14 protein-coding genes are annotated in these 12,215 nt (G+C 53.3%); 4 read left to right on the forward strand and 10 right to left on the reverse strand.

The annotated features are described in order from the left end of the window. Positions 1-190 precede the first annotated feature (190 nt). On the forward strand, positions 191-1,090 hold the full coding sequence (locus FFR93_RS04520) for a hypothetical protein (RefSeq protein ID WP_138392180.1): 900 nt from the start codon (positions 191-193) through the stop codon (positions 1,088-1,090). Then, positions 1,087-1,896, forward strand: a complete 810-nt coding sequence (locus FFR93_RS04525; protein ID WP_138392181.1) for a zinc ribbon domain-containing protein — start codon at positions 1,087-1,089, stop codon at positions 1,894-1,896. Before FFR93_RS04520 ends, FFR93_RS04525 begins: the two co-directional genes overlap by 4 nt. A 251-nt stretch (positions 1,897-2,147) precedes the next feature. On the opposite strand, the gene FFR93_RS04530 is transcribed toward FFR93_RS04525, so the two are convergent. From FFR93_RS04530 to FFR93_RS04545, 4 genes are all read right to left on the reverse strand, one after another. Continuing rightward, the gene (locus FFR93_RS04530; RefSeq protein ID WP_138392182.1) at positions 2,148-2,534 is read right to left on the reverse strand and encodes a hypothetical protein; all 387 of its coding nucleotides are present in this window, start codon (positions 2,532-2,534) and stop codon (positions 2,148-2,150) included. 222 nt (positions 2,535-2,756) lie between these two features. Beyond that, on the reverse strand, positions 2,757-3,050 hold the full coding sequence (locus FFR93_RS04535; protein ID WP_138392183.1) for a hypothetical protein: 294 nt from the start codon (positions 3,048-3,050) through the stop codon (positions 2,757-2,759). A gap of 148 nt (positions 3,051-3,198) precedes the next feature. Beyond that, the gene (locus tag FFR93_RS04540; protein WP_138392184.1) at positions 3,199-3,735 is read right to left on the reverse strand and encodes a DUF5565 family protein; all 537 of its coding nucleotides are present in this window, start codon (positions 3,733-3,735) and stop codon (positions 3,199-3,201) included. A gap of 684 nt (positions 3,736-4,419) precedes the next feature. Continuing rightward, positions 4,420-5,247, reverse strand: a complete 828-nt coding sequence (locus FFR93_RS04545; RefSeq protein WP_138392185.1) for a metallophosphoesterase family protein — start codon at positions 5,245-5,247, stop codon at positions 4,420-4,422. Between the two features lie 173 nt (positions 5,248-5,420). Here FFR93_RS04545 and bamA point away from each other — a divergent pair, with 173 nt between their 5' ends. Then, complete coding sequence (bamA, locus tag FFR93_RS04550; protein WP_138392186.1) at positions 5,421-7,700, forward strand: outer membrane protein assembly factor BamA; 2,280 nt, start codon at positions 5,421-5,423, stop codon at positions 7,698-7,700. Positions 7,701-7,763: 63 nt separating this feature from the next. After that, on the forward strand, positions 7,764-8,663 hold the full coding sequence (locus tag FFR93_RS04555) for a hypothetical protein (protein WP_138392187.1): 900 nt from the start codon (positions 7,764-7,766) through the stop codon (positions 8,661-8,663). Between the two features lie 151 nt (positions 8,664-8,814). Here FFR93_RS04555 and FFR93_RS04560 read toward each other — a convergent pair whose 3' ends face one another. From FFR93_RS04560 to FFR93_RS04585, 6 genes are all read right to left on the reverse strand, one after another. Further along, positions 8,815-9,027 carry a hypothetical protein gene (locus tag FFR93_RS04560; protein WP_138392188.1) on the reverse strand — a complete coding sequence of 71 codons (213 nt, stop codon included), beginning with the start codon at positions 9,025-9,027 and terminating at the stop codon, positions 8,815-8,817. After that, positions 9,024-9,335 (reverse strand): hypothetical protein, encoded by a 312-nt coding sequence (locus tag FFR93_RS04565; protein WP_138392189.1) that lies wholly within the window; start codon positions 9,333-9,335, stop codon positions 9,024-9,026. Before FFR93_RS04565 ends, FFR93_RS04560 begins: the two co-directional genes overlap by 4 nt. 284 nt (positions 9,336-9,619) lie before the next feature. Beyond that, complete coding sequence (locus FFR93_RS04570; RefSeq protein WP_138392190.1) at positions 9,620-10,093, reverse strand: hypothetical protein; 474 nt, start codon at positions 10,091-10,093, stop codon at positions 9,620-9,622. Next, a complete protein-coding gene (locus FFR93_RS04575; RefSeq protein WP_138392191.1) occupies positions 10,081-10,449 on the reverse strand; it encodes a hypothetical protein in 369 nt (122 codons plus the stop codon). Before FFR93_RS04575 ends, FFR93_RS04570 begins: the two co-directional genes overlap by 13 nt. Positions 10,450-10,551: 102 nt before the next feature. Beyond that, positions 10,552-11,271: a hypothetical protein gene (locus FFR93_RS04580; RefSeq protein WP_138392192.1), complete on the reverse strand. Its 720-nt coding sequence runs from the start codon at positions 11,269-11,271 to the stop codon at positions 10,552-10,554. An 8-nt stretch (positions 11,272-11,279) separates the two neighbouring features. Next, positions 11,280-12,134: a nucleotidyl transferase AbiEii/AbiGii toxin family protein gene (locus FFR93_RS04585; protein ID WP_138392193.1), complete on the reverse strand. Its 855-nt coding sequence runs from the start codon at positions 12,132-12,134 to the stop codon at positions 11,280-11,282. Positions 12,135-12,215: the final 81 nt, after the last annotated feature.

The following is a 12,215-nucleotide window of genomic DNA, read 5'->3' on the forward strand; positions in this document are numbered from 1 at the left end:
TAGAACAAATCTGCAGCGCGCCAAGCCGGTATCGGAGCGTCCATCAAACGTTGAAAGTCTGCGACGTCCTCCCGGACTTAATCATCTTGGGTACCGGGCCGTCGTGTGTTTAATTGATTTTCTATGTTGACACTACCCCTTCGTCCCCGTTACGATATGTTGACATGGTTCAGCGTAGAGCAGTCGATTGGTGAAGCGGAAGAAAGGTGAGGAGGGCAAAGCCCCGTCGATATTCCGTTGTGACAAGTTGCCAACGCATATGAATGCTGGAAAAATCCAGACCTTGAAAGTCATGCTTAAGGCGTGGCGCAGGTCGGCGAAGGTGATCGCCGATCTACAATGGAATTGCTTTTTCCAGGATGGTGCGTCTGATTCCTTCTTCGATCCTTCGACGGTTCACCGGAAGCAAGGCGCTGACGCTCGTCGGGGTATTCTACGGCAAATAAGTCTTCATTTTGGCGTCGAACCGACGGTGTTCAAGAAAAAGCGTCTGCCGAAAATGATTCCGGGTCTGGTCGATGCCCTCGAACCGCTCAAAGCGGTCCTGGGGGCGGCCGAGGTCCAGATGGTTCGGGAACAGGTTCTTGAAACCCTGAATAGTTACATCTCCAATCGTCAAAACGATTTTCGCCAAGCTGTTTTCGGTTCGTGCCTCTCAAATGAGGAATATGAAGCAAAGCGTCACGCGTTGCTGGTCATCAACAAGGCGAAGGCATGGTTCAATCTGAAGCGAGAGCTTCAGATTGATGGCACCCCCATCGACATGAGAACGCGCAGACTGGCGCGGAACATCATGTCGCAAATCATGAACAGGCACAGGAAACCACGGTTTACCCGGATAGGCATGGTTGTCGACCAGCGCATTGCGACATTGTCGACCAGTACCAGCGGCACGTCATTCGACATGTGGATAAAACTGCGTATCGCAGGTTTGAGGGAAACCCGGAAAGCTGCAGGACAGAAGAGCCGGATGGCTTTATCCACATTCCGATCAGAAGCTATGACCGATTCAACGCTCGGCGAGGCGAGCGCAAACAGTCGTTCCAGATCATCGAGGATCGCCATACAGGGGCAATCTCCATCGGTTTGATCACCGACGTCGGCGAAGCATTCCAGGCGGCGAGAGATGCTTACGCCGCCAATGCCAATGGTCCATTGGCATTGGACTTCGGCCTGAAGACCTTGTTTGCAACGAACGAAGGAGACCTGCTGGGCAGAGACTTCCTGCGCAAGCTGAAAGCCCTGGACGAGACGTTGTCGGGGATTGCGCGGCACGTACAACGCTCAGGAAGAAAGCCACGGACATCGAAGCGATACGTCCGACACGCCGAGCGCACGCGAGGCTATATCAGGACCGAGCTGAACCGGATCATCAACCGGCTCATCGCCACGAGACGGCCGTCGCGGCTGTTCCTGGAGCGACTAAACTTCCGATCATCGCGGTTCTCTCGGCAAATGAACCGCCTGCTGCAGAACTGCGGTCGCTCCGTCTTGCAGACGAAGCTCCAGGCGCTGAGCGATGAATTTGGCATCGAGACGACGGAAGTCGTCTCTGCCTATACCAGTCAAACCTGTTCTTGCTGTGGCTATGTCGACAAGCGGAACAGACCGAGCCAGGAGCAATTCAGCTGCAAATGGTGCGGAAACAAGATGCATGCGGATGTCAATGCAAGTCGTAACATCGGATCGGAACGTTTCCGGTCATTCACGGTGCTACGGCCCGGTATCCGCAAGGCTGTCCTCGATGTGCTCGTCAGCGAGCACATCGAGCGAAACAAACGGAGACGAGGGTCGCCGTCTGATCCAAGGGAGACCAATCCTTATTTCGAGGATTGGAAACCGGAGGTGAGGTTCCTTCCGCTTGCAGCCAGCTGCGAGTGGCAAAAAGGTGTATAAACACACAATTGGCCCGTTACCCATCATCTTCCAGATACCCATGCGCCCTCTCCGGATAAAATCCGTATATGAGGCGTCTCAGACGGCGGAGATTAGAGCAAACGAATTTCGACCTAAAGCGCTGACAAGTCTCTGAATAATAAAAACTGCAAGTTGTGAAGAGCGACGCGATTAGACCCGGTCCATATTTCGAGTCTCAGGCAAATGAAGACGAAGGCGACTTGGGGCGCGATCATCACTGCTCACGCGTTTTAGATTTTCTGCACGCCCGGCGAAGCTTCGGTCGAAACTGTGAAAATCTGCCCATGTCGCTCATTCATGAGACGCTTCGATTGAGATTGGCTCGCCAACAGCCATTCATCGACGGTTTGAATGGTAGGAGGGAAGCTATCATACGTTTCCCGAACCCGACGCTTGGTGATCTGCTCTTCGCTCCAATGGATGAAGTGGCGATATTCAAACGTCTGTCCGAATATCGAAAAATACTCATTCCCGTGAGGTTCATAAGCCGCCATGGCTGTGTCAAAGGCATCCAAAAAAGCTTCTTTGGATTCTGCCATAACCGGCACAACGATCTCGGCCGTAAACGTGTATCCATCACCGACCGAGTACGAAATGACCAAAGGCGTGTTCGACATTTCTTGCAACCTTTTTAAAGAAGCCGCTTACTTTACTATCGGACCAGGTCCTTGGGATGATCCTGCTCGTCCAAGCGATAGCGCCCGGTTTTTTCCCACACCAGGTACGGTTTCTCCCCCTCAATACTGACGTTGAGGAAGGTCTTGGACAAGGGACCGGGACCGAGGACGGTACAGGGCTTTCCATCACGAGTTTGCATTATCAAAACTCCTACTCAGTAATTAGTCTTCCGGAGACAGCTTCCACAGTTCTTTGCCGTAGCCGACAATCTTCGACCTCGCCTCCTCGCGCAAAGGCTTGGTGCCCATCGCATTGACACCGATATCGACGATGCCTCGCAGGAATTTCCGACGCTGCATGTCAGCTTCCGCCGGTTCTTCTTCAGATGTTATGTGATCGAACCGATGAATGGCCGTCAGCAAAGGAGCAAGATCGTCAACGTCACGGCTGCCAAGACCAGAAAATTGCTCTTTCAGATCGAGCAGCAGGCCCAGGCGAATTGCATTCAAAGACATTTTCAATCCTTACGCAAACGAACCAGAATAATGACCTCAAATTACACTCCGACCACTAAATGTCAACATTATTGTGTTGCAATCAATACAGAAAAAGGGCCGCTGTTTCCAGCGACCCTCCGCGAAACGTATGCCTGCCAGCAGACGCTTACCACTTGATGCCGAAATCCTTCCGGCGCAGCTTGGCCATTCGACCATCTTCATGGTGAAAGACGAGACCTTCGTGCTCGTTTGCTTCGAGCCATCCGATCAGACCTTCCCTCGTCCGAGGAACATCGACTACGACAGAACCATGCCTGATCAGCTCGTGCCTGGCTTTGCCGTATTTGTTCTTCTGGACCTTCGGACCAACAAGTTCGTAGGTTCCGTCTTCAAAAGGACCCGCAGAGAATGCTTCGCGATGCCATTTGTCCTCAGGAGCGGTTTCCGAAACAGCAACCCAGCCAGGCCAATGACCCGTATGGATGTCCGGAGCCGCCTCAGCAGGCATGAAACCCTCGGGAGGGGTTTTGCCGTGCTTGGCATCGAACCTTTTGTAGAGGACCCCGTTCAGGATCATTGAAGACGTTCCATCAAACTTGATGGTGGCCTTCCCTTCACCGTTCAGAACCCATTCTTCCTGAACAACCTCCGTTGCGCGCCGCAGTTCACGGTCGATAACGAAAACCGTCTTGATCTTCTTCATCAGTGTATTCCTTTTCGATTGATGAGTGAGGATTTCGATCCCGCTCAGCTCACCAATTCCAAAGGAATGTCCGCAGATAATCAGACGCGAAGGAGAATGTCAACATTCATTGCAAGGAATTCTTTGCTGCCTGTCGGCGTTGCCATGACGCAAAGTCCAACGATCAACAGGAAATCCTTCACGAACACCAGGAGCGGAGAATGCAAAAGCCACATCACTAAGCCTTACCGAACGCAACGAGCTTCAGGAACCCTGGATCGTTGACGCGACGCCCGAGGCGGCCGGTGATCTGCTAAACTTATGTCGGAGACTGGATCGAGTTTGGCGACAGAATAGCCGATGAACCCGCCGAGTGCGGGTTGCTCCTGGAAAAATCCATCAAGGAGGCTTTCGAAGCGACACCTGCCACAAAGGAAGGAAAGTCCAGGCTCTATATGATTGGCCTTGCGGTAACCAGGGCAGGTGCTGGCACCAGAAAGGTGCGATTTTTTCGGCTTGGTCAATCGCTCAATGAACAGGACTCTGCAAACATCGACTGCTTTCTCGTGGGCTTACCTGATGTGGATGAAAGCAACGTTCGCGTCGACATTCTGAGGGCACACCAGTACGCGAAGGGCGTCTAGCGGCGTCTCAATTACGGCTGGCGATAAGGAGGGTTGGTCAGGCAACTCAACACGGTGGTCGTTAATTGCCTGCGAAAAGTTCTTCATAGCTCATGGGAGCCTGGACCTGGGTAATGAGGTCGCTGCCATTGATGACAAGACGGGGATTATATTCGGGATTAGGCGCTCCCGCAGTACCAAGCGGATTGCAGATGATCCTTGTCTGGAAGACCTTGTAGTCGAACGAATGGTGGGTGTGACCGTGAACCCAAAGGGCTGGAGCCCCCTTGAAGATGATCTCTGTGAGGTCTGACGCATAGGCGGCATTGTGTGCGTCGTTGCGATACCAGTGAAAAATCGATTCCGGATGCGGCGCATGATGCGTCACGACAACGGTCGGGCCATCGAAGGGCACGCCGAGCGCGCTGGAAATGAACTGTCGGGATCGTGAGTGCATCGCCTCGAAAAATTCGGGCGTGACCAGTTTGCCTTCACGTTCGTAGATATGCCGGTAATCATGGACGGACTTCTGAGCCGCGATTTTACCGAGACCAACATTGCCGTTGATTGCGTAGTCGGTCCAGAGGGTCGCACCAATGAACCGGATGCCTTTGATCGTTGCTACCTCATTCTCAAGGAAGTGAACGTTCGGACATTCGTCAGCAGCTCGATACCCTTCGATGATGTTGTCGCGGTAGATGCGACCATAATGCTCATGATTTCCCGCGACGTATATGATCTCGACCTCACCTTTTGAGGCCTCCTGAAGATTGTAGATCGATTTCGCAATAGGTTCGTTGAAGTCACCGGCAACAATACAGACGTCCACGTCCGTTGTGTCGGGAAGGATGATGCCGTCGGGGCGGCCTTCATTGTGTGCATCGGATGCAATCAGAATACGCGGGAGCATGTTCAATCCCTCAACGACACCTTTCCAAAGGCTACCACGGGACAAGGAGATGTCAACGAAATGGACATCGTAATTAATCGAATTTTTCTGTTTTTCCTTGCCAAGCAGGAATTCCTCTCAAATCATGGGGGAACCTTTTGCGGCGGATGCCGAATTCCTGAGGAACTTGAACCTTGTCGAAACGCATCGGATTGGTCGTCGCCACAGCTATCTTGTTGTCTGGAACCGCGCACGCGGATCAGCTCCTGGTCACGGGCAACAATCGCATAGCAAAGGATTTCGTGCTTGCTCAGTTCCCTAAAGACGGAACCAGCCGTGCAGATGATATCGACGCCGGTGTGAAAGCTCTTTACGAGACCGGCCAGTTCACCGACGTAAAGGTGTCCCGCCTGAAAGGTGGTGTATCGGTTATCACGGTCACGGAAGCCGATATCGTCGGAGTTGTCGACTTTGCCGGTAACAAGAGACTGAAAGACGAACAGGTTGAACATCTCATCGGCTTGAAGGCCGGTGCACCAATCACACAGAAGGCAATTGAGGATGACCGAAAGGCGATCCTCGACGCTTATGCGAAGACGGGTCGCAATGATGCACGCGTTACGGTGAAAACAGCCGAGAACAACGGTCGCACAAATATCCAGTTCATTGTCAACGAAGGCAAAAAGTCGAAAATCAGCAAGATTTATTTTACCGGCAACGATCATGTAAGCGCCACTCAGCTTCACGGGGTTATCTTCACGAAAGAGAGCGGTCTGCTCACAACAGCTTTGAACAAGGACGTCTATGACGTCGATCAGGTGGACCGGGATCGCGAACAAATCATTCAGTATTACCAATCCAAGGGCTATGCGGACGTTCAGGTTAGCAACGCCGACGTAACCTTCGATGCGGATACCCTGGAAACGATGATCGGGTTCGACATTAAAGAAGGTCAGCTCTACCAGGTAAAGAACGTGTCCGTCGAGAGCACGATCCCATCCTACAATGGTGGTGATCGAAAGAAGGATTACGGGGCCAGCGGCTATTACGATCCCTCTGAAGTCACCCGCCTAGGACAGGTCATTGAGCGTGAAGTTGCCGACCAGGTGTCAGGTTCCACCGATCTAAAGGTGAGGACCAACCGTAATTTCGACGGCACCATGGATGTCGTGTACACGGTAGACAAGGCGAAGAACGTTTATATCGACCGCATCGATATAAACGGAAACACGCAGACAAAGGATTACGTTATCCGCCGCGAGCTTGATTTCTCGGAAGGGGACCGGGTCGATTCTCGGCAAATCCGGGAAGCTGAGCGACGTCTGAAGGCGCTTGGCTTCTTCCAGTCCATTCAGATCAAGACCGTTCAGGCGAGCAGCGATGATCGCGCCACCATGGTCATTGATGTCGTCGAACAGAAGACCGGCGAATTCTCTATCGGCGCTGGGTATTCCTCGTCGGAAGGCGTCTTGGCCACTGCTGGCATATCGCAATCGAATTTCATGGGTACCGGCCGTGGGCTGGCATTTGAGGTCGGCCGTGGCGAAGACAGTGATAACTACTTCTTCTCGTACAGCGAGCCCCACCTTCTCGGATATCGCGCCACCGGTTTCGTCGAACTTTATCATCGGAACACCGGCTTTGATAACGACCGTTTCCACCCGTATGACGAAACACGCACAGGCGGTCGGATAGGCGTGCGCGCGCCGATCACTGACGATCTCACAGGTTCGCTGTACTACGGCCTCTATGACCGTGAGATTACAGACGTTCCCGCAGCCTACCAGGGCATTCAAACGGCCAGCTCACCATTCCTCATTGAGGATGGAATTAAGGTCGTATCGTTCCTGGGCTACGACCTTACCTATAACACGTTGGACGATCTAACAGCGCCGAGTGACGGCATCTATGCGAATTTTACTCAGGAATTCGCGGGGATCGGCGGTGATAGAGCTTGGGTGAAATCGGAAGCCAAATTCAACGTCTATTCCGAACTCTTCCCAAGAGAAAATGTCGTCGGCTCGCTTGGCCTGAAGGGCGGGAACATAACAGCTATTGGGCAGGACCTGGCCTTCGTGGATCACTTCCGCACCGACGGCAATCTCGTGCGCGGCTTCCAACGCGGCGGTTTCGGCCCACGGGACGCGGCGACCGGCTACAGCTTGGGCGGCCAGTTCTACCTTGGTGGCACAGCCGAGACCTCCATGCCCCTGCCCTTCATCCCAGAAAGCTTCGGTCTGAATGGTGTTCTCTTCGTAGATGCGGGCTCGGTCTTCAATCCCGACAAGTCAAGCGTCCGCCACTCCGGGTCCAATGTCCTTTCAGACGACTTCTCGATCCGCGCCGCTACAGGTGCCGGGATTGCATGGAATTCTCCTGTCGGCTTGATCAAGGCGAACGTTGCGATGCCGATTGCCAAGGAAGACGGCGATAAATTGCAGTGGTTCTCCTTCTCTGCAGGATCACGATTCTAATTCTCATTGGCGGTTTGCGTGAGCGAACGCCAAATTCAAACAATTCCTTTTGGGACCTGAACCATGTCGCTGATGCCTGAACAGATGGATTTTGAGCGCCTGAATTCCGCTTTGGATAAAAGCGTGAACTTCTTTGTCGGCACGCCGGACGGTGGGAAAATCGAGACGCGTTTCGTCCAAAGGTATTCGGACCGTTTCATTGTCTATATTTCCTCTATGACGGGGTGCGATAAAGCGTGCCGCTTTTGTCATCTCACGCAAAATGGAGAGACGATGGCGACGCTCCTGAGCAGGGAGCAGATGATTGCGCAAGCCGAGCAGGTCTTGAATGAAAGCAATTTCGGGGGCGCGAAGCTCGTTCACTTCAACTTCATGGCAAGAGGTGAGCCCCTGTCAAACCCGGCGGTTGACGCCACTTTGTTCAAGCAGTTGAACGCTCTGGCTCAAGAGCGTGGTTTGGACTGCAGGATCAAGATATCCACCATCCTGCCGCTGGACACAATCACCGATGACGGACGAAACCTCTGGGACGAAGACACTCCTCCGGTTGACCTCTATTACTCGCTGTACAGCATTGGCGCGTCCTGGCGTAGGCGTTGGATACCAAAGGCCAAGGCTCCCACCGAGGCGCTCGCATGGCTGCGGCGCTATCAACAGGCATCACATAACCGCGTCATCCTCCACTGGGCTCTGATCGAAGGCGAAAACGATGATCCAGAGGGTGCCAAGGCAGCTTTCGATATGGCGAAGGCTGCGGGCGTCAGCTTTGACTTCAATCTCGTCCGCTATAATCCGGCGAACGATAAGTCCAGAGAGGCATCGGAGATGGATATCGAACGTTTCATGGTCGTGGCGACAAACGCGCTGTCAGACGGCCAACGCGCTCGAATGGTTAATCGCGTTGGCTTCGATGTCGCCGCGAGCTGCGGCATGTTCCTGGTTGGAAATAACAGTGTCGAATGAGACAGGAGCAGCGACAGATAACCGGGCATCGCAACATTGCTGCGCGAACGTCAGCGGCAATGCCTGATTATCAATGCAGACGAAGTACGGCTCACGCCACTGTGTCAGTGTCGCCCGGGTTAGGTCGTTGGGGACGCGACTTGTGCCGTGTTCATATCTTCTTCCTCACGACAATCTCGAACTGGCCATGCTCGAAGGTGTCGATGGTCACGACGTTAAAGTCGCACGTCACCGCCTTGGTCGGGAGGCGCATCACGTGCTCGTAGACGTGGTCTGTAACTGCGACCTGGGCCACGCGAGCGATCTCACAGAGGAGCAGGCGCTCGTGGTCGTTGGCGCATTCGCGCAGGCTATTGTCCTTCACCGGGTCGCTCCCAGGTCAATGGCGCGAGCGGTTCCGCGAGCGGAAGCAGAAATCTCAGCCTGCAGCTCACGCTCCTGCTCGGCATTCTCCACAATAGCGGCAATCGCCTGCTCTTCCGTTTCAAACCGGGCGAAGTCGCCGTCATCACCGCAAAGGTAGGTGTTTTCCTTCGGGTCGTGGACCCACCAGTCTTTCCCATCCTTGTAGTGCGAAACCTTGTGCACCGGACGATAGGCAGGTGGTGGAAAAGCGTCGACACCGGCCGCACTAAGCGCGCCAAGGACCTTGCGAAAGGTATCTTCAGTCATGCCGTGCCTATCGGCTACAACTGCTTGCAATGCCGCTACCATTTGGAGCGCAGCTGACTGCGGGTTTCTCAAAGCGTTCAATGACTTAGCCTTCATCTTTCGTAGTCTGAGTTCATCGGTTCGTCGAAGTCGCACTGGCAAACGCTCCGAACCTCGTGAACATGGAAAGCGCCCTCAACATCAATTTCGAATGATCCTGCCAACACGCATGCCGCTTAGCGCACCGACCGAGTAGCCGTTCGCTCGCATCAAGGCCTCAATCCCTTCAAGCGGTTTCTCGACCATCAAGCCAAAGCTCCTGTGCTGAAAGAGGCTTTGGCATCTTTTTGATCGCACCATTCCTTGGCCAGGAGGAATGGCCGCAACGCGACATCGCAACTCCCAAGCGCAGGATAGCTGTCGATCACCGTACGGCGTTTCGGTGTGCTTACCTTATAGCCGTAGGTGACAAAGGCGTTGTTCTGGTTGTCGTATTCGGTCTCGACACCATAACCACGGGACCGGATGTAGTCGCGGAATTCGAGTGAGGCAACCATACCGTCGGCGTCAACGGTGCTTTCAGCGGATTCGCAGATGATCTTACGAACCCGTCCCCAAGGGCAACCCTCGTGGCGTTCATAGTCCCTATAGGACCCTGAACCCCAACTATCCTCCCCACACCAGACGCAGCCACCCTGCTCGTCTTGCTGCATAGGTTGCTCCGGAGCAATTGCTTTCAGAAGCTCTCGATCAACGCCGATCTGGTTTATCGTCCGCATGTGCAAGGCCTGTAGCTTTTGGGCAAAATCAGCCAGTCCCGGTCACCAGGAACGTTGCCAGCTTCATTGCGATTGATTTCCGTGATCCAATAGGGATTGTCGACGTGAAAATGATGACCGTCGCCATCACCATCATCCCGATATTCAATGTTCCACTCGTAATTGAGCCGGAAATATCGGGTTTCACCTTCTGGAGATACGATTGCAAAGGTCGCCGTGTCCTCTCCACCATTATCGGCGTCATAGGTCCACAGATGTTCACGATGGTATTTCTTGATCAGTTGTTCAAAGGATTCGGCCTCAGCCGATTTCCAATTAAGCTTATCCGACCAGTCTGAACACCAAAAACGGAACATCGAAGTCTCCTTTTCTCAAGGAATTATCGCTGTTCCGGCAAAATGTCAACAATTAAAGTTGCGGATTGGTTGGCTCTCGATTTCAGTAGGGAATTCCTTAAATCAGAATCCCAGAGCCTCACTCGTATTCGAGGCATTCCCGACATCGAGCAGATATTCACGGTGTCTTTCGAGCCAACACTCAAGTTCGTCGCTTACGCCCAGATGTGAGGCAACACGACAAAGACGGTCCATGTCGAGTTGATGCATGTCGCAGTCAAGCGGTGGCTCGGCTCCGAGAGCTTTAACGTCGTTTTTCGCGAGATAAAGCCAGTCACAGAAAGCTCGTTCCGGAGTTGCCCTGGGATAGCTGAACTTGCCGTCGATATGATCGTCAAGTTTATCGCCATTGGGGATATTCGGCTTGAGCGCGTAGACGTGGAAGAGCGGGGCAGGATTGTTCGTCGCAAAGCGACGGCCAACCAGCAAAATCTCACCCTCGGGAGCGGACGAGGTCGAAGGGCGAACGCATGTATAGAGGTTTGAAGGATTATTGAGGACGCCGCACTGTCCGAGCACCATATGCAAAGACAGATAGGCTCCAGGAACAACAAGACGCAATGCTTCTGCCGGGGACGGCAACGGCTTAACGAGATAGTTTAGAAAAACATCGTCGGCGACTTTGTGAAGCGCTTTCACACCGACAAGGCTTTCGGCAATCGTGTTCGTGGCTCTCCCATCCATAGGATTCACTCGCTCGATCACGCGACGCAAGGTGTTACGTGTCAGAACGCGAGGAGCGCCCCCGGACGAGAGGGCGCGCATGATATTATTTGTGCTCATTTTCTAATTCACATTGTCAGAGCCGGTTCTTCTGTCGGCTCTTTTGCTTCGTTTTTCATTTCCAGGGCCAACCTGACCCATTCTTCCATCATGAGATAGGTATTGATGCGCATTGTCTCCCACTGAGCCGGGCCGAAATTGTTCTGAACCTCGGGAGCCAATGATGGGAGCAAGGTGTCCTTGACCGTGTCGAAGTCCATCTTTTCGAGCTTGTCCGTGATAATCATCAACTTTTCAGCGAGAACATCTGCGGTGTACTTTTCCGCGAAAATCGACGACGGCGGTTCGATGCGCATTTCGCGCAGAACATCCAGATCGAAAACATCCCTCGGAGATTCGCGGGTCACCGACGACAAAGCGTCGAATTTAGCAGCTCCGATGGCCGTCGGATTCAGCGTTTCGACGATAGCTGGAGGAGCACCAAAAATCGGGCTCGGCTCAAACCGGACCGGCGCAATCAGCTCTGTCGGGATGTTACCGCGACGCGAAACTTCGATCACCAAGTGAACGGGCGTCTCCCCTCCGGCGATACGGCCATTGATCTTCCACCGCTGCGTGGTGTCGGTCTGCTTAGGCTCTGAGACCTTGAAGTCATCCAGCAATTTGGACTTCTCAAGCTCCTTGATCGCTGCTCGTGTGATCGACTGAACACGTTCAAGAGACGCGCCATTTGCATGAAGATCGATATCCTTCGTAAGACGCTGGCTGTTGGCGATCACCTTCATCGCGAAACCGCCTTTTAGAACAATTTCACGATCCACAACTCGATTGAACAACGCCGAAAGAACACGGGTTTGCATCAACTCGATTGCCGCCTGGTCACCTTCTAGACCAAACGCTTTTGCTACTGCCTCAACCGACATGCCACTTCTCCCATTACAAGTCAAAGTCAGTGTAGTGGTGGGCAATGCAACAAAGACGCTGGGTCGGCCAAAAATGTTGTG

It is taken from the genome of Rhizobium sp. MHM7A (genome assembly GCF_005862215.1).
Taxonomy (GTDB): domain Bacteria; phylum Pseudomonadota; class Alphaproteobacteria; order Rhizobiales; family Rhizobiaceae; genus Rhizobium; species Rhizobium bangladeshense.

Coding starts and splice junctions, on each gene's coding strand:
- FFR93_RS04530 (WP_138392182.1), bottom strand. CDS start 2,534: ATGTCGAACACGCCTTTGGTCATTTCGTACTCGGTCGGTGATGGATAC.
- FFR93_RS04535 (WP_138392183.1), bottom strand. CDS start 3,050: ATGTCTTTGAATGCAATTCGCCTGGGCCTGCTGCTCGATCTGAAAGAG.
- FFR93_RS04540 (WP_138392184.1), bottom strand. CDS start 3,735: ATGAAGAAGATCAAGACGGTTTTCGTTATCGACCGTGAACTGCGGCGC.
- FFR93_RS04545 (WP_138392185.1), bottom strand. CDS start 5,247: ATGCTCCCGCGTATTCTGATTGCATCCGATGCACACAATGAAGGCCGC.
- FFR93_RS04555 (WP_138392187.1), top strand. CDS start 7,764: ATGTCGCTGATGCCTGAACAGATGGATTTTGAGCGCCTGAATTCCGCT.
- FFR93_RS04565 (WP_138392189.1), bottom strand. CDS start 9,335: ATGACTGAAGATACCTTTCGCAAGGTCCTTGGCGCGCTTAGTGCGGCC.
- FFR93_RS04570 (WP_138392190.1), bottom strand. CDS start 10,093: ATGCGGACGATAAACCAGATCGGCGTTGATCGAGAGCTTCTGAAAGCA.
- FFR93_RS04575 (WP_138392191.1), bottom strand. CDS start 10,449: ATGTTCCGTTTTTGGTGTTCAGACTGGTCGGATAAGCTTAATTGGAAA.
- FFR93_RS04580 (WP_138392192.1), bottom strand. CDS start 11,271: ATGAGCACAAATAATATCATGCGCGCCCTCTCGTCCGGGGGCGCTCCT.
- FFR93_RS04585 (WP_138392193.1), bottom strand. CDS start 12,134: ATGTCGGTTGAGGCAGTAGCAAAAGCGTTTGGTCTAGAAGGTGACCAG.